This window comes from Ciceribacter thiooxidans, assembly GCF_014126615.1.
In the GTDB taxonomy this organism is placed as follows: Bacteria; Pseudomonadota; Alphaproteobacteria; order Rhizobiales; family Rhizobiaceae; genus Allorhizobium; species Allorhizobium thiooxidans.
Genome location: NZ_CP059896.1, coordinates 316,834 through 340,878, shown reverse-complemented (window position 1 = coordinate 340,878; position 24,045 = coordinate 316,834). Strand labels below are relative to the sequence as shown.

General features: G+C 62.6%; 19 protein-coding genes. 12 read left to right on the top strand and 7 right to left on the bottom strand.

Annotated elements, in window-relative coordinates:
- Window positions 1-26 precede the first annotated feature (26 nt).
- On the top strand, window positions 27-911 hold the full coding sequence (gene purU / locus H4I97_RS01575; protein WP_182306220.1) for a formyltetrahydrofolate deformylase: 885 nt from the start codon (window positions 27-29) through the stop codon (window positions 909-911).
- A 116-nt stretch (window positions 912-1,027) separates the two neighbouring features.
- Window positions 1,028-3,952, top strand: a complete 2,925-nt coding sequence (locus H4I97_RS01570; protein ID WP_182306219.1) for an aminotransferase — start codon at window positions 1,028-1,030, stop codon at window positions 3,950-3,952.
- Here the strand turns inward: H4I97_RS01570 and H4I97_RS01565 are convergent.
- Complete coding sequence (locus tag H4I97_RS01565) at window positions 3,938-4,867, bottom strand: LysR family transcriptional regulator (RefSeq protein ID WP_182306218.1); 930 nt, start codon at window positions 4,865-4,867, stop codon at window positions 3,938-3,940. The genes H4I97_RS01570 and H4I97_RS01565 overlap by 15 nt on opposite strands.
- A 219-nt stretch (window positions 4,868-5,086) precedes the next feature.
- Between H4I97_RS01565 and H4I97_RS01560 the strand changes: the two genes are divergently transcribed.
- The 3 genes from H4I97_RS01560 (at window position 5,087) to H4I97_RS01550 (ending at window position 9,689) form a co-directional block, all read left to right on the top strand.
- On the top strand, window positions 5,087-6,370 hold the full coding sequence (locus tag H4I97_RS01560; RefSeq protein WP_182306217.1) for an NAD(P)/FAD-dependent oxidoreductase: 1,284 nt from the start codon (window positions 5,087-5,089) through the stop codon (window positions 6,368-6,370).
- 54 nt (window positions 6,371-6,424) lie between these two features.
- A complete protein-coding gene (gene amaB / locus H4I97_RS01555) occupies window positions 6,425-7,966 on the top strand; it encodes an L-piperidine-6-carboxylate dehydrogenase (protein WP_182306216.1) in 1,542 nt (513 codons plus the stop codon).
- Window positions 7,967-8,144: 178 nt separating this feature from the next.
- Entirely contained in the window at window positions 8,145-9,689 is a 1,545-nt protein-coding gene (locus H4I97_RS01550) for a bifunctional aminoglycoside phosphotransferase/ATP-binding protein (RefSeq protein WP_182306215.1), read from the top strand.
- 12 nt (window positions 9,690-9,701) lie between these two features.
- On the opposite strand, the gene H4I97_RS01545 is transcribed toward H4I97_RS01550, so the two are convergent.
- Window positions 9,702-10,481, bottom strand: a complete 780-nt coding sequence (locus H4I97_RS01545) for a DUF1932 domain-containing protein (RefSeq protein WP_182306214.1) — start codon at window positions 10,479-10,481, stop codon at window positions 9,702-9,704.
- A 597-nt stretch (window positions 10,482-11,078) separates the two neighbouring features.
- Here H4I97_RS01545 and ppsA point away from each other — a divergent pair.
- The 5 genes from ppsA to H4I97_RS01520 all read left to right on the top strand — a co-directional run bounded on the left by ppsA (window position 11,079) and on the right by H4I97_RS01520 (window position 17,949).
- Window positions 11,079-13,472, top strand: coding sequence for a phosphoenolpyruvate synthase (ppsA, locus tag H4I97_RS01540; protein WP_182306213.1), 2,394 nt, complete (start codon window positions 11,079-11,081; stop codon window positions 13,470-13,472).
- Window positions 13,473-13,693: 221 nt separating this feature from the next.
- Window positions 13,694-14,941, top strand: a complete 1,248-nt coding sequence (locus H4I97_RS01535; RefSeq protein ID WP_182306212.1) for an ABC transporter substrate-binding protein — start codon at window positions 13,694-13,696, stop codon at window positions 14,939-14,941.
- A 107-nt stretch (window positions 14,942-15,048) separates the two neighbouring features.
- Entirely contained in the window at window positions 15,049-15,951 is a 903-nt protein-coding gene (locus tag H4I97_RS01530) for a carbohydrate ABC transporter permease (RefSeq protein WP_182306211.1), read from the top strand.
- On the top strand, window positions 15,948-16,835 hold the full coding sequence (locus H4I97_RS01525; RefSeq protein WP_182306210.1) for a carbohydrate ABC transporter permease: 888 nt from the start codon (window positions 15,948-15,950) through the stop codon (window positions 16,833-16,835). The genes H4I97_RS01530 and H4I97_RS01525 overlap by 4 nt, the downstream gene beginning before the upstream one ends.
- A gap of 4 nt (window positions 16,836-16,839) precedes the next feature.
- The gene (locus tag H4I97_RS01520) at window positions 16,840-17,949 is read left to right on the top strand and encodes an ABC transporter ATP-binding protein (RefSeq protein ID WP_182306209.1); all 1,110 of its coding nucleotides are present in this window, start codon (window positions 16,840-16,842) and stop codon (window positions 17,947-17,949) included.
- Window positions 17,950-17,973: 24 nt separating this feature from the next.
- Here the strand turns inward: H4I97_RS01520 and H4I97_RS01515 are convergent, their stop codons facing one another.
- The 3 genes from H4I97_RS01515 to H4I97_RS01510 form a co-directional block, all read right to left on the bottom strand.
- On the bottom strand, window positions 17,974-18,777 hold the full coding sequence (locus H4I97_RS01515; protein ID WP_244658693.1) for a 1-phosphofructokinase family hexose kinase: 804 nt from the start codon (window positions 18,775-18,777) through the stop codon (window positions 17,974-17,976).
- Entirely contained in the window at window positions 18,774-18,914 is a 141-nt protein-coding gene (locus H4I97_RS24490; protein ID WP_244658692.1) for a hypothetical protein, read from the bottom strand. The genes H4I97_RS01515 and H4I97_RS24490 overlap by 4 nt, the downstream gene beginning before the upstream one ends.
- A gap of 192 nt (window positions 18,915-19,106) precedes the next feature.
- A complete protein-coding gene (locus H4I97_RS01510) occupies window positions 19,107-19,487 on the bottom strand; it encodes a response regulator (RefSeq protein ID WP_182306208.1) in 381 nt (126 codons plus the stop codon).
- 211 nt (window positions 19,488-19,698) lie between these two features.
- Between H4I97_RS01510 and H4I97_RS01505 the strand changes: the two genes are divergently transcribed.
- Both H4I97_RS01505 and H4I97_RS01500 read left to right on the top strand, forming a co-directional pair.
- Complete coding sequence (locus H4I97_RS01505; RefSeq protein ID WP_182306207.1) at window positions 19,699-20,076, top strand: hypothetical protein; 378 nt, start codon at window positions 19,699-19,701, stop codon at window positions 20,074-20,076.
- 47 nt (window positions 20,077-20,123) lie between these two features.
- Window positions 20,124-20,609, top strand: coding sequence for an MgtC/SapB family protein (locus tag H4I97_RS01500; RefSeq protein ID WP_182306206.1), 486 nt, complete (start codon window positions 20,124-20,126; stop codon window positions 20,607-20,609).
- A 15-nt stretch (window positions 20,610-20,624) separates the two neighbouring features.
- Here the strand turns inward: H4I97_RS01500 and H4I97_RS01495 are convergent, their stop codons facing one another.
- Both H4I97_RS01495 and H4I97_RS01490 read right to left on the bottom strand, forming a co-directional pair.
- Complete coding sequence (locus H4I97_RS01495) at window positions 20,625-20,816, bottom strand: DUF3008 family protein (RefSeq protein WP_182306205.1); 192 nt, start codon at window positions 20,814-20,816, stop codon at window positions 20,625-20,627.
- Window positions 20,817-20,906: 90 nt separating this feature from the next.
- Entirely contained in the window at window positions 20,907-24,044 is a 3,138-nt protein-coding gene (locus H4I97_RS01490) for an efflux RND transporter permease subunit (RefSeq protein WP_182306204.1), read from the bottom strand.
- Window position 24,045: the final 1 nt, after the last annotated feature.

The window sequence follows — 24,045 nt, the reverse complement described above, 5'->3', positions numbered from 1 at the left end:
TCGCGACGGTAAAAGGGTGAGAGAACATGAAGAGTTACGTTTTGACGGTTTCCTGCAAGTCGACCCGCGGCATCGTCGCGGCGATATCGGGTTACCTTGCCGGGAAAGGCTGCAACATCGTCGACTCCTCGCAGTTCGACGACCTCGACACCGGCAAGTTCTTCATGCGGGTGAGCTTCATTTCGGAAGAGGGTGCCGCGCGCGAAGCGCTCGTCGCAGATTTCGGCGCAATCGCCGAGACCTTCGGCATGGAATGGGACATGCACGACGCCAGCGAGCGCATGAAGGTGCTGCTGATGGTCTCGCGCTTCGGCCACTGCCTCAACGACCTGCTCTACCGCTGGAAGATCGGCGCACTGCCGATCGACATCGTCGGCGTCGTCTCCAACCACTTCGATTATCAGAAGGTCGTCGTCAACCATGACATCCCCTTCTACCACATCAAGGTGACCAAGGAGAACAAGCCGCAGGCCGAGAAGCAGTTGCTGGACCTCGTCGAGCAGACTGGCACCGAGCTCATCGTGCTCGCACGCTATATGCAGGTCCTTTCCGACAGTCTCTGCAAGAAGATGTCGGGCAAGATCATCAACATCCACCACTCCTTCCTGCCGAGCTTCAAGGGCGCCAACCCCTACAAGCAGGCCTTCGAGCGCGGCGTGAAGCTGATCGGGGCGACCGCCCACTACGTCACCGCCGATCTCGACGAGGGCCCGATCATCGAGCAGGACGTCGCCCGCATCACCCATGCGCAGTCGGCCGAGGACTACGTCTCGATCGGCCGCGACGTCGAGAGCCAGGTGCTGGCGCGTGCCATCCACGCCCACATCCATCACCGCACCTTCATCAACGGCAACCGCACCGTCGTCTTCCCCGCCTCCCCGGGCTCCTATGCCTCCGAGCGCATGGGCTGAGCCCCAGCGACCATTGTCCGCAGAAAAGGTCTATCCCGGCACGAACGCGTCGCCGGGATAGACGCCTGCTTTTCCTCTGATAATCTCCGTTCAAGGATTCTCGAGGGAGACCAATCATGTCCGACAATGCTTCTATGCAGCGCGCCCGGCTGCCGCGGCCGAACGTCAGTGCCGAACAGGCGGCGGCAATCCTGCGGGAGCACTACGGACTGGCAGGCGCGATCCGCGAACTCGGCAGCCAGCAGGACCGCAACTACCTGATCGACACCAGCGCCTCGCGCTTCGTCTTGAAGATCGCCCGCGCCGAATACGCGACGATCGAACTCGAGGCGCAGAATGCCGCGATGCACCACCTCGCGGGCCTCCAGAACATGCCGCGCGTGCCCGTCCCCCTCGCCGACAGCGCCGGAAGGCACATTCTTGCGCTTTCCCTTGACGGAGAGGATTGCCAGGTCCGTCTCCTCACCTATCTTGACGGCGAACCGCTGACACGGCAGCACTTCCTACCGACGCAGGCGGTTTCGGCGCTCGGCACCCTCTCGGCACAGATCGCTCTCGGATTGCGCGACTTCTCTCATCCGGGGCTTGACCGTGACCTGCAATGGGACCTGCGCCGAGCCGGGCCGGTGGCGCTCCAGCTCCTCGGCTCCGTGACCGACCATGCGAGGCGCGACGCCATCGCCAAAGCGATGATCGCCGCGGTAAAGCACATCCGCCCGCTGCAGGCCGCCTTCAGGACGCAGCCGATCCATCACGACGTGACCGACGACAATGTCGTCAGCCGGCGGGACCAGCATGGTCGCTTCCTCCCCGACGGTGTCATCGACTTCGGTGATGTCATGACCGGCTGGCTGGTGGCCGATCTCGCGGTCACCTGCGCCTCCCTGTTGCATCACGCCGACGGTGACCCCTTCTTCATACTGCCGGCGATCCGCGCCTTCCATGCGCTCTATCCGCTGAAGGAAGAGGAGTTGCGGGCGCTCTGGCCGCTGGTCGTCGCACGGGCGGTGATCCTCGTCGCGAGCAGCGAGCAACAGCTGACGATCGAGCCCGACAACGCTTACGTGCTCGGCAATATCGACCACGAACGGAAGATCTTCGAGGTCGCAAACGCGGTGCCCTTCTCACTGATGGAGGCCGCGATCCTGCAAGCGGTCGGGTTCTCCGCCGAAAAGCCGATGCCAGCGATCGGCCGGCTTCTGCCCGGCATCGCCCCCGAGGACGTCCGCCTCACCGATCTTTCGGTCCTCAGCCTCGACTTCGTCAACGACAACTGGTCGGATCACGAGATCGACTGGAAGCTCCTAGCCAAGGCCGCGGCGGAGACCGACGTCGCCTCGACCCGCTACGGCGAATACCGGCTTTCCTACACGCGGCTACGCAGCGACCGGGCGCCGGCGACTTGCGCACTGCACGTCGATATCTGCCTGCCGGCAGGTGCCGAGGCGGTTGCGCCCTTCGACGCCACGATTGCTCGCAACGGCCATCACCTCGCGCTTGTGTCAGACGACATGTGCCTTCACATCGATGGTCTCGACTGCGCGCTCGAAGCCGGCGAGGCTGTGACCGCGGGCCAGTCCATTGGCCATGTCGCGGGTGCCGCCGGCGCGGTCGGCGGCCTGCGCCTGCAGCTCTGCCGCGACGCGGACCTCGTGCCACCGCTCTTCGCGACATCCGAACAGGCGGCCGCATGGTCAGTGCTCTGCCCTTCACCATCGCCACTGCTCGGGGTCAGCCTCGACGCTCCCGCGCCGCACAGTGCAGAACTCCTTGCGATGCGGCAGAGGAGTTTCGCCCAGCCGCAGAAGAACTACTATACCAACCCACCGCAGATCGAACGCGGCTGGAAGGAGCACATGTTCGACGTCTGCGGGCGCGCCTATCTCGACATGGTCAACAACGTCACCATTCTCGGCCACGGCCATCCGCGGCTGGCGCGCGCCGTCGGCCGGCAGTGGTCGCTGCTCAACACCAATTCGCGCTTCCACTACGCGGCGGTCGCGGAGTTCTCCAACCGGTTAGCCGAGCTTGCGCCCGAAGGGCTCGACACGGTCTTCCTCGTCAACAGCGGTTCGGAGGCAAACGACCTCGCCCTCCGCCTCGCCTGGGCCTATGCCGGCGCGCGCAACATCGTCAGCCTGCTCGAGGCCTATCACGGGTGGACGGTGGCGAGCGACGCCGTTTCCACCTCGATCGCCGACAATCCGAGAGCGCTCGAGACACGGCCGGACTGGGTGCATCCGGTCACGGCGCCGAACACCTATCGCGGTCCCTTCCGCGGCAAGGATTCAACCGCGGACTATATCGGCGCCATGGCAAAGGCTTTGCAGCGGATCGACGATAGCGGAGGCGGACTCGCCGGCTTCATCTGCGAGACGGTCTACGGCAACGCCGGCGGCATCCCGTTGCCGCCCGGCTACCTGCAGCAGGTCTACGGCATGATCCGCGAGCGCGGCGGGGTCTGCATAGCCGACGAGGTGCAGGTCGGCTACGGCCGCCTCGGGCATTACTTCTGGGGTTTCGAGGAACAGGGCGTCGTGCCGGACATCATCACTGTCGCCAAGGGCATGGGCAACGGCCAGCCGCTCGGCGCCGTGATCACCCGCCGGGAGATAGCCGATGCGCTGGAACAGGAAGGCTACTTCTTCTCGTCCGCCGGCGGCAGTCCGGTCAGTTGCGTCGTCGGCATGACCGTGCTCGACATCATGCGCGAGGAGCGCCTGCAGGAAAACGCCCGCGAGACCGGCGACCACCTGAAGGCGCGGCTGGAAGCGCTCGGCCAGCGCTTCCCGCTCGTCGGCGCGGTCCACGGCATGGGGCTTTACCTCGGGCTTGAATTCGTTCGCGACCGCGAGACTCTGGAACCGGCGACCGAAGAGACGGCCGGCATCTGCGACCGCCTGCTCGATCTCGGCGTCATCATGCAGCCGACCGGCGACCATCTCAACGTTCTCAAGATCAAGCCGCCGCTCTGTCTCTCCCGCGAGAGTGCCGACTTCTTCGCCGTCATGCTGGAAAAGGTGCTGTCAGAGGGCTGGTGACGGTTCCCGCACCTGCCCCTGCGGCTCACGCTCGGCTTCCTCGACGATCCAGTTGCGGAAGGCGACGAGCGGCGGATAGTTCGCCCGCTCGCGGCTGTAGGCGAGATAATAGCGCTCGCTGCTCTCGACTTCCTTGTCGATCGCCGGCACCAGCTCTCCGCGCCGCAGTTCCTCGCGGATGAGGAAGACCGGCAGGAGCGCGACGCCGAGCCCGCCCATCGCTGCCTGCGAAGCGGTGGCGAACTGGTCGAAGAGCATGCCGTGGACGCTTTCCGCATGCACGCCGGAGCGGGCAAACCACTTTTCCCAGGCATCCGGCCGGGTGGTGAGATGCAGCAGCGATACGTCGAGAAGGTCGGCCGGCTGTTCGATCTTGTGGGCAGCCTTGAAGGCCGGGCTGCAGGCAGGGATTGTCGTCTCCTTCATCAGCAGCGTCAGTTCCGCGCCCGGCCAGACCGACTGGCCGAAGTGGATGGCGGCATCGATTGCGTCGAGACGGAAATCGAAGGGCGACAGCCGGGTGACGAGATTGATGGTGATCCCCGGATTGGCATCGAGAAAACGTCCGAGCCGGGGCGCCAGCCAGCGCGCGCCGAAGGTCGGGAGGATGGCGAGGTTCAGCGTGCCGCCGCGCGGATTGGCCCTGAGGTTCAGCGAGGCGCTGGAAATGCGGCGCAACGCCTCGCGGATCTCGTGAGCGTAGCTTTCGCCGGCGACGGTGAGACGGATGGTCTGCCGCTCGCGTACGAAGAGATCGACCCCGATCTGGTTCTCCAGTGCCTTGATCTGACGGCTCACGGCACTCTGGGTGAGATCGAGCTCCTTGGCGGCTGCGGTGATGCTTCCCGTCCGCGCCGCCGCCTCGAAGGCAGCCAGCAGAGAGAGCGAAGGCAGGAAGCGCCGGGCGGGCAGCATGTTATACCCCTTGGGAATGAACTCTTGAGAATTTATCGGTACTGCTGGATAAAATCCTCTTCTAATTTCCGCAAGACAGCGCGCACGGAATGAATGGCCGCTTTGGACCGGCAGCGGACCCGGACCGATATCGACCTTGCGGCATCCCGATGTCGAGCCGAAGGATTTACCCGCCGCGCCGGAGCGAAGCTTCCGGCAGGCCTCACACGGACGACACTCATGTTGAATGATCCACGTTCCCACGGTTTGTGGGAAAAGACCGCTCCCGCGGCTCCACGAACATCTCCTCTTGCCGGCGACCTTACGGCGGATGTCGCCATCGTCGGCGGCGGCTATACCGGTATCTCGGCGGCGCTGCATCTCGCCGAGAAGGGCGTGAAAGTCGTTCTTCTCGAAGCGACGGAAATCGGCTTCGGCGGCGCCGGACGCAATGTCGGCCTGATCAACGGCGGCATGTGGGTCATGCCTTCGGAGATCCCGGGTGTGCTCGGACCAATCTACGGCGAGCGCTTGCTCGACCTTCTTGGGAATGCACCGCTGCTGGTGCGTGAACTGGTCGAGAAGCACGGCATCGATTGCGAAATCGAGAAGAACGGAACGCTGCATTGCGCGGTCGGCAAATCCGGGCTCGACGAAATCAAGGAGCGATGCCGGCAGTGGGCGGAACGGGGCGCCGACGTTCGCATCCTTTCGGCGGAGGAAACGGCGAGGCGCACCGGCACAACCGCTTATGCAGGCTCCCTGCTCGACATGCGCGCAGGAACGCTGCAGCCACTCGCCTATGTCCGCGGCCTGGCCAAGGCAGCGATCGCGGCAGGCGCCACCATTCATACCGGCAGCGCCGCAGTCTCGACGGAGCGCACCGGCGACCGCTGGATCGTTCGCACGAAAGGCGGTTCGGTTTCCGCCGACTGGATTATCGTCGCCTCGGAATTCTATTCGACCGGCCCCTGGGAAGCCGTCCGCAACGAGCAGGTACTGCTCCCCTATTTCAATTTCGCCACGGCTCCTCTGCCGAAAGAACTCCTGAAGACGATCCTGCCAGGCCGCGAGGGCTGCTGGGATACCAGGGAAGTGCTCTCCTCCTTCCGCATGGACCGGGCCGGTCGCCTCGTTTTCGGAAGCGTCGGAGCGCTGCGCAACACCGGCCTCGCCGTCCACCGTGCCTGGGCGAAGCGAGCACTCAAGAAACTCTTCCCGGCGCTCGCCGGCATCGAATTCGAGGCCGAGTGGTACGGCCGCATCGGCATGACGAGCGACGCACTGCCGCGCTTCCACGCTTTCGCCCCGAAGGTCGTAGGCTTCTCCGGCTACAACGGCCGCGGGATTGCACCGGGCACGGTTTTCGGTAAGACGATTGCACGCCGCGTTCTCGGCGAGCTCCCCGAGGCCGATCTGCCGCTGCCGGTGACCGCGGTCCAAAAGGCATCGCTGCGCACGTTGAAGGGCGCCTACTACGAAGCTGGCGCGCAAATCGCCCATTTCGCGGGAGCCCGCGTCTAGACAAGAGTCGCCGCTCCCCAGCCATAACAAAACGAAAGAACTGGAAGGACCCCAATGACCCTCGCCCATCTTGGTCTCTCGACCGAAGTCAGCGCCATCCTCACCCGCCTCGGTGTCCCGCAGGCGAAGCTCTCCGGCGGCACGCTTGCCGTCCGGTCCCCGGTCAACGGCGAAGAACTGGCGAAGCTCGCCGAAATCAGCTCGGCCGATGCGGACAAGGCGATCGCCGCGGCGCACCAGGCATTCCTGGAATGGCGGCTGGTTCCGGCGCCGAAGCGCGGCGAACTCATTCGCCTGCTCGGTGAGGAACTGCGTGCCGCCAAGGCCGACCTCGGCCGTCTGGTCTCGATCGAAGTCGGCAAGATCCTTTCCGAAGGCCTCGGCGAGGTCCAGGAGATGATCGACATCTGCGACTTCGCGGTCGGCCTCTCCCGCCAGCTCTACGGTCTGACGATTGCCACCGAGCGCGCCGACCACCGCATGATGGAGACGTGGCACCCTCTCGGCGTCACCGGCATCATCTCCGCCTTCAACTTCCCGGTTGCAGTCTGGTCGTGGAACGCGGCGCTTGCCCTCGTGTGCGGCAACTCGACCGTCTGGAAGCCGTCTGAAAAGACCCCGCTCACCGCGCTCGCGACCCAAGCGATCTTCGAAAAGGCGCTCGCTCGCTATGTCGCCGAAGGCGGCAAGGCACCCGCCAACCTGTCCACCCTGCTCATCGGCGGCCGCGACGTCGGCGAAGTGTTAGTCGATCACCCGCGCGTCCCGCTCGTATCGGCAACCGGCTCGACGGCCATGGGCCGTGCCGTCGGACCGCGGCTCGCCACGCGCTTCGCCCGCTCGATCCTCGAACTCGGCGGTAACAATGCCGCGATCGTCTGCCCGACGGCCGATCTCGACCTGACGCTGCGCGGCGTCGCCTTCGCGGCGATGGGTACCGCCGGCCAGCGCTGCACGACGCTTCGTCGCCTCTTCGTGCACGAGAGCGTCTACGACAAGCTGGTGCCGCGACTGGTCCAGGCCTATGGCTCCGTCACGATCGGCAATCCGCTCCAGTCGTCGACGCTCGTCGGCCCGCTGATCGACGGCGGCTCCTACGACCGCATGCAGAAGGCGCTGGCTGAGGCGAAGGCTGCCGGTGGCAAGGTCTCGGGCGGGGAACGCACCCTGCAAAATGAAGCGGCGGATGCCTTCTACGTCCGACCAGCGATCGTCGAGATGCCGGCCCAGACCGGACCGGTGAAGGAAGAGACCTTCGCCCCGATCCTCTATGTCATGAAGTACAGCGACTTTGACGAGGCGCTGGCACTCAACAACGACGTGCCGCAGGGCCTCTCCTCGTCCATCTTCACCAACAACATGCAGGAAGCCGAGACCTTCGTCTCCGCCCGCGGCTCCGATTGCGGCATCGCCAACGTCAATATCGGCCCGTCGGGCGCCGAGATCGGCGGTGCGTTCGGCGGTGAAAAGGAAACCGGCGGCGGCCGCGAATCCGGTTCCGACGCCTGGAAGGCCTATATGCGCCGCGCCACCAACACCGTGAACTACGGCAAGACGCTGCCGCTGGCACAGGGTGTGAAGTTCGACGTCGGCTGATCCCCGCACGAGACATTCCGGCAACTGCAGGGCCGCGCGACCGACACGTCGTGCGGCCTTTCCTTTTGGTCGCCGGGCGGACAGCCATCCGCCGATCGTCGCAGGCACGCCATCTCATATGGCCATCGGCGGCGGAATCGGACAAGGTAAGAATGCCGCCGAGACGCAGGGAGAGTGAATGGATATCCACGACCAGTCCCCGACGATCGATTTTCTTACACGGGGTGAAAGTTACGGCCTTTCCGGTCCCGTCAAAATCATCGAAACCCATATCTCGATCGTCTTCCTGATCGACGGGCTCGCCTTCAAGCTCAAGCGCGCGGTGAAACTCCCCTATGTCGACTTCTCCACGCCCGAACTCCGGCTCGCCTTCTGCCACCGCGAGATGGAACTCAACCGCCGTGCGACGCCCGAACTCTACCTCGGCGTCCGGCAGATCACCCGAGAGGCCGACGGCAGCCTTGCCTTCGACGGCAAGGGCGAGATGATCGACGCAGTGGTCGAGATGCAGCGCTTCGCCCAGCATTCGCTGTTCGAGCGCATGGCCGCGGAGGGCAAGCTCACGACCGCCATGATGGAGGACACGGCCGAGATCGTTGCAGCCTTCCACGCAACGGCGCCAGTGGTCCATGAGACCGGCGGCGCGGCGAACATGGCGGGTGTTCTCGATATTAACGAGGCCGGCTTCGCCACCAGCCATGTCTTTGCCGAGACGGATGTTCACGCTCTCGCCATCGCCTTCCGGAAGGCTTGGGAAGACATTGCCCCGCTGATGAACGAGCGCGAGGCGGCAGGAAAGGTGAGGCTCTGCCACGGCGACCTGCATCTCCGCAACATCTTCATGGGCGATGCCGGACCACGCATGTTCGACTGCATCGATTTCAACGATCGGATCGCGACCGTTGACGTGCTCTACGATCTTGCCTTCCTGCTGATGGACCTGTGGCATCGCGGCTTCCATGCCTTCGCCAACGCCGTCATGAACCGCTATTTCGACCTGACCGGCGAGGACGCAGGCTTCCGGCTTCTGCCGTTCTTCATGGCAGTGCGCGCCGCCGTTCGCGCCCATGTCACCGGCACGCAGGTCGAAGAGGATGCAGATCCGGACGGCGCACTAACCCGGTCCGCCAAGGGTTATTTCGATTTCGCACGCGAACTCCTGCACCCCGGCTCACCGCGGCTCGTCGTCATCGGCGGGCTGAGCGGATCGGGAAAGTCGACACTCGCCGACGCCTTGGCTCCACGGCTCGGCAGCGCGCCGGGCGCGCGGATTCTGGAAAGCGACCGACTGCGCAAGGCGATGTTCGGGCTGCGCCTGAACGAGCGGCTGCCACCAGAGGCCTATCGGCCCGAGATTTCGACCAGGGTCTACAATGCACTTTGCGAAAAGGCGGGCGTCATTTTGGCTGGCGGCGGACAGGTCCTGGTAGATGCCGTCTACGACACAGAAGAACACCGCGACGCGATCGAAGCGGTGGCGACAAGGCTTGGAGTTCCCTTCACCGGGATCTGGCTCGACACCGCGCCCGAGGCGTTGAAAAGCCGGATCAAGGCCCGCCCGCAAGGCGCATCCGATGCGACCGTCGAAATCCTCGAGCGGCAAATGGAAAGAGACCGGGGAATGATCGACTGGCACCAGTTGGACAGCGGCACGACGTTGGACGAACTCGTCGGAGAAGCGGAGCGGCTCGCCGTAACCGCCGTGGGAATCTCCCGGCGTTGAATTTGCCGCCTTCTATTGCGCGATCTTGCCCGCCGTACCGCATTTCCTGTGGAAGGCGAGCGCCCGTTCCAGACGGCCGTCATAGCCGAACTCGTCCATCATGTCGGCCGCCTCCAGCATCTCCGCCGTAGTCACTGGCTGGTATTCGGTATTCTCGGGGCGCATTACCTGCACGAGGCCCGTCCAGTCGATGGATGGAAAGTCCTCCGCGAGGCTCTGGTACACAGCCTTTTCGACGCCGGCATGGCGCGCGATCGCCAGACAATCGTCGAGCAGGGCTTCGAGCCCTTCGACCAGAAGATTGCGGCAGAGCGCCGCCGCGGAGACACGTCCGATATCGGCGGAGACGGGCGTGATACTCATGCCGAGAGGATTGAGGCGGGTTGCAAGAACCATCGCGTGAGCGCCGCCCGAAAGAATTGGAACGTGCAAACCGCGCGCGGCGACCGGAGCCATGATCGCGCCCTCGACATAGAGACCACCGGCGCATTCGATATGCGATGCAGCCCTCTGCTTGGTCTTCGGCGAAGAGGAGTTGAGATCAAAGTAATACTGCCCGGGGTTGATGCAGTCCGCCGCCGCCATCGCCGCTTCCTCGCATTCGTCGGCAGTGACTGCAGAGATCACGACGTCGGCATGGCACGCACTGAGTGAGGGGCAATCGACCGCCTGAACGCCCATGGCACAGGCGTGATCCCAGAGCCAGCCACCCTTGCCCAGAAACTGGGTGTCGAAAGCGGCGACCGACACATGGTTCCACTTCAACAATTCGGTGGCGAACGCCTGCCCCACGTCCCGAAGCCCACCAATGCGATCTTCATTATGTTCCCCTTGAGCCGGAGAGGGCGATGGTGAGGTCGCCCGTCCGGCATGCGCCCCGCTGTTTCCAGGAGGGCAATTCCAATTCTTCTTTTTTATCGGCACGACCGGCGAAGAACCGTACGACAACGCACGATACCGTCAGCCGGAGGCCATCAGTATCCTTGCGAATACTGACAAGCAGTCATTCACCCTGGCAGTGGATATCATCTACGAGATCCGAGCGGATTCCGTCTCATCGACCGCCGTCACCGGCGGTGAGACGACCCGACATCCATCCCCAGGACGTCGATCCGCGTAAAGTCCCACCCCTTGCGCCAGACTAGGCATCGAATAAGCGCAAAACCACCGTATAATTCAAGGGGTATTATTGGGTTAGACCGGGTCGAAATCGACAAAGAGCCCATAAAAGTACGATTCTTGGCCGATGAAGGACACGCGACAATTGCCGATCCTCGCCCGGCGGACTTGCATGTTGATTTTTGTCAAAGAGACCGGCGCCCGTAGCGCCTATGGTCGAGACGTCATCGATCATGTTCGCCACATCCTCATCTGTTCGGGAGGCTACCCATGTCTGCAGTCGTTCAATCCATTGCCTGGTTCGAAACCCTTGGCCGCCGCGACGTTCCAAGAGTGGGCGGCAAAAACGCCTCTCTCGGCGAGATGGTGCAGACGCTTTCGTCGAAAGGTATCGACGTCCCGCCTGGCTTTGCCACGACGGCGGACGCTTACTGGAACTATGTCACGACCAACAAGCTGGAAGACCGCATGACGGGCCTGCTCGCCGACTGGGAAGCGGGCAAGGCGAACCTTGCCGAAACGGGCCAGGCCATCCGCGCGATCTTCCTGCGCGGAGACTGGCCCGCGGAAACGGAAAAGGCGATCCTCGAAGCCTACCGCGAACTCTCACGACGCGCCGGTGTGGCCGAAGTCGAAGTTGCCGTCCGCTCCAGCGCCACTGCAGAGGATCTGCCGGATGCTAGCTTTGCCGGGCAACAGGAGACATTCCTCAACATCAAGGGTGAAAAGGCTCTGATCGATGCTTGTCGGCGTTGCTACGCCTCGCTCTTCACCGATCGGGCGATCAGCTATAGGAAAGCCAAGGGCTTCGACCACATGAAAGTCGCGTTGTCGATCGGCGTGCAGCAGATGGTACGCTCCGACCTCGGTGGATCCGGCGTCATGTTCTCGATCGATACCGAAACCGGTTTCGACAAGGTGGTCCTGATCAATGCTGCGTGGGGACTCGGGGAGAACGTGGTCCAGGGGACCGTCGATCCCGACGAATACCAGGTCTTCAAGCCCCTGCTCGGAAAGCCCTCGCTCACCCCGATCATCGAAAAGAAGCGCGGTGCCAAGGACATCAAGATGATCTACGGGACCGGCGAGGCGCCGACACGTAACGTCCCGACGTCAAAGGCCGAGCGCGCAGCCTATGTCCTGAGCGATCCGGAGATTCTGACGCTTGCCGAATGGGCCACGACGATCGAGGCGCATTACGGCTGCCCGATGGACATGGAATGGGCTCGCGACGGCAAGACCGGCGCCATGTACATCGTTCAGGCCCGACCGGAAACGGTCCAGGCAAGGCGCGGCGCCGGCGTCTTCAAGACCTACGAGATCAAGAACAAGGGAAAGGTGCTCGCAAACGGTCTCTCGATCGGCGACGCAGTGGCGACCGGCCAGGTGTGTCTGATCGAGACGGCCAAGGACATCGGCAAGTTCGTCGACGGCTCCATTCTCGTCACCCAGACGACTGACCCGGACTGGGTTCCGATCATGAAGCGCGCCGCAGCGATCGTCACCGACCACGGCGGGCGTACCTCCCACGCGGCGATCGTCAGCCGCGAACTCGGATTGCCGGCCGTCGTCGGAACCGGCAACGCGACCGAGCTCCTCCACTCCGGGCAGGAGGTGACCATCTCCTGCGCGGAAGGGGACGAGGGCTTCATCTATGAAGGCATCGCCGACGTGACCGTCAACGATCTCGACGTCAGCGACCTGCCCGCAACGGCAACCGACGTAATGCTGAACCTCGCCAATCCGGGCTCGGCCTTCCGCTGGTGGCGAATGCCCTCCGACGGCATCGGGCTCGCCCGCATGGAATTCGTTGTCAGCAACGCCATCCGCGTTCATCCGATGGCGCTGGTGCACTTCGAGAAGCTGAAGGACGAAGCTGCAAAAGCCGAGATCGCAGCATTGTCCACCGGCTATGACCACAAGCCGGACTACTTCGTCGACAAGCTGTCCCGCGGACTGGCACGTCTGGCCGCAGCGGTCTTCCCGAAACCGGTGATCATCCGCATGAGTGACTTCAAGACCAACGAGTATGCCGGCCTCGTGGGGGGCGCCGAATTCGAGCCGGAGGAAGAAAACCCGATGATCGGCTTTCGCGGCGCCTCCCGCTACTACTCGCCCCGATACCGCGAAGGCTTTGCACTCGAATGCCGGGCGATACGGCGCCTGCGCGACGAGATGGGCTTCACCAACGTCGTCGTGATGATCCCCTTCTGCCGCTCCGTGGGCGAGGCCGACAAGGTTCTCGGCGTTATGGCGGAGAACGGCCTCAAACGCGGCGAGAACGGACTTCAGGTCTACGTCATGTGCGAGATCCCGTCGAACGTGATCCTCGCCGCCAAGTTCGCGGACCGCTTCGACGGCTTCTCGATCGGCTCCAACGACCTGACGCAACTTACGCTCGGCGTCGACCGCGATTCCGGTGAGCTCGCCGAACTCTTCGACGAACAGGACGAGGCGGTAAAGTGGATGATCGAGAAGGTGATTTCCGAGGCGCGCAAGGCCGGCGCCAAGATCGGACTCTGCGGGCAAGCCCCGAGCGACCATCCGGAATTTGCCGAATTCCTCGTCGAGTGCGGGATCAATTCGATGTCGGTCAGCCCCGACAGCTTCATCGCCGTCAAGCGCAAGGTCGCAGAGACGGAAGCGCGATTGAAGAAAAAATAGCGGAAGCAATCACCGGCGAAAGCTTTCCGGCCCGGCACCGGAAAGTCTATTTCACTTGATCCTTATCAAAGGACATTCGAAAATTAGCTATAATCTCGACAGTGTTCATCCGTTTCCTGCTGCAACGCGGGATGAATGAAACAACGTCGAAATACAGGCAGATTTTCAACGAGCGGTTCCGGAGTGTTTCCGGCAATCGATGAAAGCTCCGGGAGGTCACCATGCTTTCGGTAAGATCGCTTATGGCGGCGGTAGCCGTCACCGCATTGATGTTGCCGGCATCTTCTTATGCCGGCGGAACTGTTGAAGTGCTTCACTGGTGGACGTCGGGAGGCGAGGCGAAGGCCGTCGGGACCCTGAAGGAAGCCTTCGAAAAAAAGGGCGGCACCTGGATCGACTCTCCGATCGCCGGCGGCGGCGGTGATGCCGCGATGACCGCCCTGCGGGCGAGGGTCATGGCCGGCAACCCGCCGGCCGCGGTGCAGCTGAAAGGTCCCGGCATACAGGAATGGGCCGACCAGGGCAGCCTGAACGACGTCGAGGACGTCGCCAAGGCGGAGAACTGGGATTCGGTCCTGCCGCCGAGCCTCGCTTCAATCATGAAGTACAAGGACAAATACGTCGCCGCGCCGGTCAACATCCACCGCGTCGACTGGATGTGGGTCAATCCGGCCGTGCTGGCGAAGGTCGGTGCCGAGGTCCCGACCACCTGGGAAGAGTTCAATGCCGTCGCAGACAAGCTGAAAGCCGCCGGCATCACCCCGCTCGCCCATGGCGGCCAACCGTGGCAGGACGCGACGGTGTTCGAGACAATCGTCCTCAGCCAGGGCGCGGACTTCTACCGCAAGGCGCTCGTCGAACTGGACCAGGACGCACTTTCCGGTGAGACGATGGTCAAGGTCTTCGACCAGCTTCGCAAGTTGCGCGGTTACGTCGACCCCGGCTTCTCCGGACGGGACTGGAATCTTGCCACCGCCATGGTCATGAATGGCGAGGCGGCATTCCAGATCATGGGTGACTGGGCGAAAGGCGAGTTCCTCGCCGCCGGCAAGGTGCCGGGCAAGGATTTCCTCTGCGCTCCGACACCCGGCAATGGCTATATATTCAATGCCGACAGCTTCGCCTTCTTCAAGGTTTCCGGAGAGGACCAAATCGAAGGACAGAAGGTGCTGGCGAGCCTGATCATGTCGCCGGAGTTCCAGGAAACCTTCAACCTTGCCAAGGGTTCGATCCCGGCACGCACCGACGTCAGCCTAGACAAGTTCGACTCCTGCGCCCTGAAATCGCACGAAGATCTGACGGCATCCGTAAAGAATAATGCGTTCGTGCCCTCGATGGCGCATGAGATGGCGATCCCGCGGACAGTTCGCGGCGAGTTCCTCGACGTCGTGACGAACTTCTTCAACTCCGACATGAGTTCTGCCGACGCCGCAAAGGCGCTCGCAGACGCGGTCAAGCGGGCACAGTAACGAACCGTTCGCCAACTGAGCCGGGCCCTCACGGGGCCCGGCTCGTAAGAAAGACCGTTCGGCAGGCGGCGCAGGCGTGGGATCACGGGAAGGGAGGAGCCCAAACCATGGCAGGTTCAAAGACCGGGCGGGTCGTATTCGACCGCTTCCTTGAGCGGTGGTTACCGCAGATCGTGGTGTCGCCGCTTTTCGCGACAAGCCTTCTCTTCGTCTACGGCTTCATCGCCTGGACCGTCTATATCTCCTTCACCAAGTCCGGCGTGATGCCGAACTATACCTTTTCAGGGCTCTCCCAGTACATCCGGCTTTGGACCACGCCGCGCTGGCTCGTGGCGCTGGAGAACCTCTTCATCTTTACGAGCCTGTTCATTATCGGCTGCATGGTCATCGGGCTGCTGCTTGCCATCCTGCTTGACCAGCGTATCCGTTCCGAGGGCGTGGTCCGTACCGTCTATCTCTATCCGATGGCGCTTTCCTTCATCGTGACCGGTACGGCGTGGAAATGGATCCTGAACCCGACGCTCGGCATCGAGAAAATCATCCAGGGACTGGGCTTCGAGAATTTCAATTTCGACTGGCTGGTAGACCCGAAAATGGCGATCTACACCGTCGTCATCGCCGGGATATGGCAGTCCTCAGGCTATGTCATGGCGCTCTTCCTCGCCGGCCTGCGTTCGGTCGATGACGAGATCATCAAGGCCGCAGCGATCGACGGCGCCGGGCCGGTACGCACCTATGGCTCCATCATCCTGCCCATCGTCCGGCCGGTCTTCTTCTCAGCCTTCGTGATCCTGTCGCACCTGGCGATCAAGAGCTTCGACCTGGTCATGGCGCTGACGGGCGGTGGGCCGGGCTATGCCACCGACGTACCGGCAACCTTCATGTACTCCTTCGCTTTCCAGAGGAGTGAACTCGGCACGGCCGCAGCCAGCGCCGTCATGATGCTGGTCACGATTACGGCGATCTACGTGCCCTACCTCTATTCGGAACTTCGGAGGCCTGCGAAATGAGCCAGGAGTCCGGTATCGTCCGTCGGAAGGGCCTGCGGCAGGTCATGTTGCGCGGCCTGCTCTTTGCAGTGCTCATTCTCTTCTGTCTTTACTACCTCATGCCCCTCATCGTAATGGTCTCGACCTCGCTCAAGTCGCTGGACGAGATCCGCACATCCTCGCTCATCAGCCTGCCACAGGCCGTCACCTTCGATGCCTGGGCAAAGGCATGGTCATCGGCCTGCGTCGGTGTGCGCTGCACCGGCCTCGAACCCTATTTCATGAATTCGGTGCTGATGGTCGTGCCATCGGTGATCATCTCCACCATCCTCGGGGCGCTCAACGGCTATGCACTCACCAAATGGCGTTTCCGCGGAGCGGACATCATCTTCGCCTTGATGCTCTTCGGCTCATTCATTCCCTTCCAGGTGGTCCTGCTGCCGATGGCCCGCATGCTCGGCTATTTCGGACTGGCGGGCAGCGTCTACGGCCTCATCCTCGTCCACACGATCTACGGACTTGCCTTCACCACGCTCTTCTTCCGCAACTTCTTCGTCGGGGTATCCGACGGCATCGTGAACGCTGCGAAAATCGACGGCGCTGGCTTCTTCAAAATCTTCTTCAGCGTCCTCCTGCCGATGTCGCTGCCGACCATCGTCGTGACGGTCATCTGGCAGTTTACCCAGATCTGGAACGACTTCCTGTTCGGGATCGCCTTTACGGTCGGCGACAGCAATCCGGTGACGGTCGCCCTCAACAACATCGTGGCGACCAGCACGGGCGTGAAGGAATACAATGTCGACATGGCGGCCGCGATCATCGCGGCCCTGCCGACGCTCCTCGTCTATATTATCGCCGGAAAGTACTTCGTCCGCGGGCTCTCCGCCGGCGCGGTGAAAGGTTGATGCAATGGCTCGCGTGGAACTGCGCAACGTCTGGAAGAAATTCGGCCCCGTCGAGGTCATCAAGGGCGTGGACCTGGACATCGAGGACGGAGAGTTCATCGTGCTCGTCGGTCCGTCCGGCTGCGGCAAGTCCACCCTGCTCAATCTGGTGGCCGGTCTCGAGACCCTGACGAGCGGCGACATCCGTATCGGCGAGGATGTCGTCAACGACGTCCCTCCGAAGGACCGCAATATCGCGATGGTGTTCCAGTCCTACGCCCTCTACCCGACGAAATCGGTTCGGGACAACATCACCTTCGGCATGCAGACCCGTCGGATAGCGCACGACATGCAGGAGCGCGCCCTCGCGGACGTGTCGCAACTGCTGCATATAGACCAGCTGCTCGAGCGAAAGCCCGGCCAGCTTTCCGGGGGCCAGCGCCAGCGCGTGGCGATGGGCCGGGCACTGGTGCGCAATCCGGACGTCTTCCTGTTCGACGAGCCGCTTTCGAATCTCGACGCGAAACTCCGCATCGAGATGCGCACCGAGGTCAAGAAGCTGCATCTGAGGCTGGGCAAGACAATCATTTATGTTACCCACGACCAGATCGAGGCGATGACGCTCGCATCCCGCATCGCGGTTATGGACAACGGTCACATCCGCCAGTTCGGCACGCCCGAGGAAATCTACGAGAATCCCGTCGATCTCTTCGTCGCCGGCTTCATGGGGTCACCTTCGATGAACATCGTTCGCGGCCGGGTGACGAGAGACGGCGGAACCTTCGTCGAGGTGAGCGATGACGAGGGAACTGTGCAATTCCCGCTTTCCCCGCGACAGGCGGAGAAAGTCGCAGACCGGCTCGGGGGCGAGATCTATCTCGGCATGCGCCCGGAAACGATCACCCACAGAGGAGCCCATGGAGCTGACGACGGCGAGACTTTCGTCTTCCAACGCAAGGTCGACGTGGTCGAACCCACAGGTCCGGACACCATGCTCGTCTTCACGCTCGGTGGCATGGAAGCGATTGCACGAGTACGGCCGGAAGAAAAGGTGCAGCCGGGCGAGTTCTTCTCGTTCGAGGTCAATATGGCAAAAGCGAAGCTGTTCGACGCCGGGAGCGGGAACCGCCTCTAGTGCCTCGGCTTTACCCGCTGCAGGTCAATGCCGCGCCTTGGCATTTTCCGCATGGGTCTTGTAGAGTTCGAGCACGTCGTGCCTCCGGCAGAGCTCGGTTCCCGGCGTCATCACTGCGGCCGCACCCGCCGCGAGGCCGAAGCGGAATGCCTCGCCGATATCGTGTCCCTCGGCCAGCGACCAGGTCATGGCGGCAACAAAACTGTCTCCGGCCCCGACGGCGGACTGGACCGGCACCTGGATCGCCGGAAAACGCATGACATCGTCGGCGGTCGCTAGCAGAGCTCCATCCTTGCCCATCGTGAGGGCGACATACTGGGCTGCACCGCTCTGGACGATCTCGCGTGCGGCCTCGCCGGCCGTGCCGTGATTGAGCCGGCGTCCGACCAGCCCTTCAAGTTCCCCGACGCTCGGCTTGACCAGAAAGACACACGACCTCGACAAGGTCACCTTCAGCGCATCGCCGGAAGTGTCCAGCACGAACCGCGCTCCCTTGCGCGAGGCGATGTCGGCCATGCGCGAGTAGATGTCCGTCTCGACCCCCCGCGGGAGACTGCCGCTTGCTATGAAATACTCCGCGTCGCTCTTCTCCATGAAGTCGAAGAGCGGTTTTACTTCTTCTTCGCTGACGACGGGTCCCTCCGGCACGAAACGATACTCGAGTCCGGTCGACGATTCATGCACCATATAGGCGATGCGCACCGGATCCTTGATGTGGACGGGGAAATGTTGCACGTGGATGCGCTTCAACATGTTCTCGAGCAGCTCGCCCGTCGCCCCGCCGGAAAGATAGACGAGGTCGCATTTGCCGCCGAGCTCGGCGATCACGCGAGCAACATTGATGCCGCCCCACCGGGGAACTGTTGCTGGTTATGGGTTCTCGTCTTGTGCGTGTGCCGTATCTGCTCCGCTTCGCTTGCGATGTCGATGGCCGGATTGAGTGCGATCGAGAGTATCTTTGCCATATGAGTGCCAGCGTTCCAAGGTGTCGATTGCGGAAACGGGAAGGGATCCCATCACTGCGGAGGAGGTCGCGCCGGGCTGAACGGGATCGTGTCCCGATCCACCCGACGTCTGCCTGCGTCGTGCATTTCTTAGCACGCTTCGCTGTCCAACCGGTAAATGCAAATGAAGAGACGCAAAGCATGTCACCGGCGTCATCTCGGAGCCGAAGGAGAACTCGCGGAGCCGATCGGGACCAGAGTTCCCACGATCGCCCGGTAGTCCGCCGGTTTCGGTGCGCAGAGGTTCAACGGAACACCCTTTTCCAAAAGCTCGGCGACGGGCGATCCGGTGACGACCCGATAAGGGATATGTCGCTCGCGCAGACGTTCGATGAGCGGCGTCACTATTCCGTCGCGGACATGAAAGTCGAGGATGGCGGCGGAAATTTCCTCGCGCTCGAGGATGCCTATCGCATCGGTGACGCTTTCGGCGGTGAGCGCCTCAATACCTGCGCCGCTCACGCTGTCGACAGCATCCATGGCAACGAAGACATCGTCTTCGACAATCAGAACAAGAGTTTGCTTCCTGGACATCGGTCGGCTCCTTTTGACCTCAGAACGCGATGCACCTCTGTTTGTTCAGTCCTTGCTGGTTAGCGAATTCGATATGGTAAACAAAATCTTGCGCCAGATTGACACAAGATCGCACCGTCAGCTGCCATGAAACGCGACAGCAGCCACCGGCGGGGAACTTCCGGAACACGATCCGCGTTTCCCTGGAATGCACAGCAGGGGAGAAAAGGTGATGCAGATTGTCGGAATTCAGGTCCACGAAGAAATGGGCGGCAAGAGCGGTTACACCGTCGAGTTCGTCGGCGACGGCGGAGAGGTCATCTCCGTTTTGATGCGCCAGTCCGAGACCGGGCAGTTGAACCGGCTCAACGCGGTCGAGAAGGCGAAGGTGCTTCTTCTCCAGGTTGGCGGCATGCCGGACGGCGAGGAGGGCGGAGTAACGACGAGGGAAAGTGCCGAAAAGTGGACGCCAAGCGCCCGCAAGAAAGGCGACTCCGCCGAGCTTGAGGAGGAGCTGCAGGAGGGGCTGGAAAGCACCTTTCCTGCAAGCGACCCCGTTTCGGCGGCCTATTCCTCGACGCCGGGCGGGGCGAAGCCGACGGATAAATGAGCGACGACCCCGCCCGTGAGGACCACGAGGATCATTAGGAATCGTGGATGGAGAACTTGCTGACCGATCTCGGTGCGAAGAGCTGGCTTCCGGACTCGCTCGTCGCAATCCGCCTCTTCGCGGCGCTTCTCTGCGGCGCTGCCGTCGGATACGAGCGCGAGCGTCGCAGCAGGGCGGCGGGATTGCGCACTCATATGCTCGTATGTCTCGCAAGCGCACTCGTTGCGCTTCTGACGATCGAAATCACCCACCACAAGGATTTCGCCGAGCAGTCCATCCGCGTCGATCCGATTCGACTGATCGAGGCAGTCACTTCGGGTGTCGCGTTTCTTGCCGCCGGGCTGATCGTCTTCACCAAGGGCGAGGTGAAAGGGCTCACGACCGGAGCGGGCCTGTGGCTTTCCGGCGCGACAGGGCTCGCCTGCGGTCTCGGTCTTCTGAGGCTTGCGTTCCTGGCAACCACGTTGGCACTGATCGTGCTCTGGCTACTGCACGTTCTGGAGATTCGGCTAAACCTCCGGGACAAGGGCTAACCGCATCGGTCACGCTCAATCGTCCTTGGAGGCGTGCTCCGGTTTTCCCTTCCGCTTGGTCGACGCCAGATCCTCCAGCTCCTTCTCCGTCATCGATTTCAGCATCCCCTTCGATGCCCCCTTCAGATCACTCTTCTTGGCCTCGCCGCGCTTCGCCGCCAGGGCAGCGCCGGCCGCCTTCTGCTGTGCTTTCGATTTCGCTGGCATGAGTGCCTCCTTTTCCGGTCGCAACCATGTGACAACCGTCAGGGCTGCAACCGGAGAAGTGCGAAAATGTTCCACTTCGGCCAGTGTCGCTCACTCTGCCGCGAGCGGGAGTTCCTCTTGTCTGGGTTTGGGCTCCTGCTCCGCCTCCGGCGCATGTGCCCTTTTCGGCTCGCGACCGAAGAACAATGCGTAGCCGGCAGGAAGAGCAAACACCGTCAGCAGTGTCGCGACGAGGATGCCGCCCATCATCGCATAAGCGAGCGGCCCCCAGAACACGCCCCGCGAAATGGGGATGAGCGCGAGCACCGCAGTCATCGCCGTGAGCGCGATCGGCCGGAAACGCCGCACGGCGGCACCGATGATCGCATCTTGCCGCGAGACCCCCGCGGCAATGTCCTGATCGATCTGGTCGATCAGGATGATCGAGTTTCGGATGATTATGCCGAGAAGCGCGATCACCCCGAGGATGGCCACGAAGCCGAAGGGCGCTCCGGTGATCAGCAGCGCGGCAGCCGCGCCGATGATCCCGAGCGGCCCGGTCGCCAGCACCAGCAACGCCTTGCCGAAGTGCTGCAACTGCACCATCAGGAGAACCAGCGTGACCAGCAGCATGATCGGCAGTTTTGCGGCGATGGACGCCTGACTCTCGGCCGATTCCTCCGCGCCGCCCTGTATCTCGATCGCATAGCCGGCCGGCAGGCTCTCACGCAGATCCTTCATGCGCTCGAAAAGCTTGAGCCCAACCTCGCTGCCTTCCGCGCCGTCCGGGATCGTACCACGCACCGTGATCGCCGGTAGACGGTTGCGGCGCCACTCGATTCCCTGCTCCAGCACGGGTTCGACCCTCGCAAGCTGCGAGACCGGAACGAAGCCACCGTAATCGGTCGGGACATAGACGGACTGGACCGCTGAGAGCAGATTGCGCGAAGCGTCCGGTTCGCGGGCGACGATCGAGACCGTCTCATCCCCATCGCGGAAGGTATCGAGCGGAACACCGGAAACCGCAGCCTGGATCATCTGCCTGACGCGCTGCGAGGTAACGCCGAGCGCCCGCGCCCTGTCCTGGTCAATGACGAGTTTCATCGTCGTCACCGGCTCCAGCCAGTCGTCATGAATGGTTCCGATCAGCGGGTCCTGCGTAAAATAGCTCTTCACCTGGTCAGCGATTGCTCGAACCTCGCTGCTTTCCGGTCCGACGACGCGGATCTGCACCGGCCAGCCGACCGGAGGGCCGAGGAAGAGGCGGTCGACCTTCGAGCGAACGGACGGGAAATCCTCCGCCAATATGCCGCGCAGCTTGGCGATCATACGCTCCCGGGCATCCTCGTCCTTCGCCATTACCAGCAACTGCGCAAAATTGGGATTGGTCAGTTGCTGGTCCAGCGGCAGGAAGAAGCGTGGGATGCCTTCGCCGATGTAGGTCGCGACGAACGTCTTGTCGGGGTCGTCGAGAATCTGCTTTTCGAGCGCCTTCGCCTGCCGTTCGACCTCGAGCACGCTGGTTCCCTCGGGCAACCACATGTCGACGAGAATTTCCGGACGAGAGGACCTCGGAAAGAAGCTCTGGGTGATGACGGTGAATGAGAAGAGGCTCGACACGAAAACTGCAAGTGTCAGCATCAGGACGATAACGCGGTGCCGGACGGCCCAGCCGACCGCGCTGTGCAGTCGCCGATAGAAGGGCGTGTCGAAGACATCGTGGTGCCCCTGCCCGGCATGCGCGCGCTGCTTGAGGATCATGTGGCCGAGCCACGGGGTGAAATAGACGGCGACGAACCAGGACGTGATGAGCGCGATCCCCACGACGTAAAACAACGACCGGACATATTCGCCTGCCGTCGACGCCGCGAAGCCCACCGGAATGAAGCCGGCGACGGTGATCAGCGTGCCCGTCAGCATCGGAAACGCGGTCGACGAGTAGGCGAAGGTCGCCGCGTCGAGTTTCTCGAGTCCTTCGTCGAGCTTCCGCTCCATGAGCTCCACGACAATCATGGCGTCGTCGACCAGCAGCCCGAGCGCAATGATCAACGCGCCGAGCGATATGCGCTGTAGCTCGATCCCGAGCTGGTACATGATGGCCAGGGTCGCGGCGAGCACCAGCGGTATGGTGATGGCGATGACGATCCCCGACCGCCAACCGATCGATAGCAGCGAGACGACGAGCACGATCACCAGCGCCTCCATCAAGGCCCTGGAGAATTCGCCGACAGCCTCGTGCACCACCTCCGGCTGATTGGAAATCTGGTCGACGGAGACGCCGACCGGCAGCGACGCTGTGAAGCGCTCGTAGGTCGCCTCGATCGCCTTGCCGACATCGGTTACCTTGAAGCCAGGCGCCATCACGACGCCGATCTGGACGCTGTCATGACCGTTGAAACGGAACTTTCGGGTATACGGCTCGGCGAGACCCGACGAGACATAGGCAATGTCACCGAGACGAATAACCTGGCCGCCGGCCTTGATCCGCAATTCACGCACATCGTCTTCCGAGCGAAGGTCGCCTTCCACCGAAACGCGCACTGACCGTACGGCGGATTCCACCGAGCCCGCCGAGTCGACATTGTTCTGCCCGGCGAGCGCGGCTTGCAGGTCAGCGAGCGTCAGCCCCCGCTCTGCAAGCACCTTGGAGGAGACGTCGATGTGGATCTCTCTCGGCTGATCACCGAGGATCACCGCCTTCTCGACACCCGGCGTGGCGAGCAGCATGTCGCGCGCCCGAACGGCGAACTCCTTGAGTTCAGGGAAGCTGTATCCCTCGCCGGAGAGAGCGTGCATCGTGACGAAGGTGTCGCCGAATTCATCATTGAAGTAAGGACCCATCAGGCCTTCGGGCAGCTCCTGCTCGATGTCGCCGACCTTCTTGCGAACCTGATAGAAGGCGTCCTTCACCTCCGCGGCATTGGTGTCGCCTTTGATGTTGACGGTCGTGATCGCCATCCCCGCGCGCGTATAGGAATGGATGTAATCGAGGTGCGGGGTCTCCTGCAGCTTCCGTTCGATCTTGTTGACGACCTGATCCTGCATCTCGTCGAGACTGGCGCCGGGCCAGACCGTCTGGACGACCATGACACGGAACGTGAAGTCTGGATCTTCCTTCTGCCCCATATTGGCAATCGCGAGTGCTCCCGCGACGATGATCAACGCGAAAAGGAATCGGGCGAGACTACCGTGCGCAATCGCCCAGCGCGACAGGTTGAACGGCGTCTTTTCTCGGTCGGACGTGCTCATA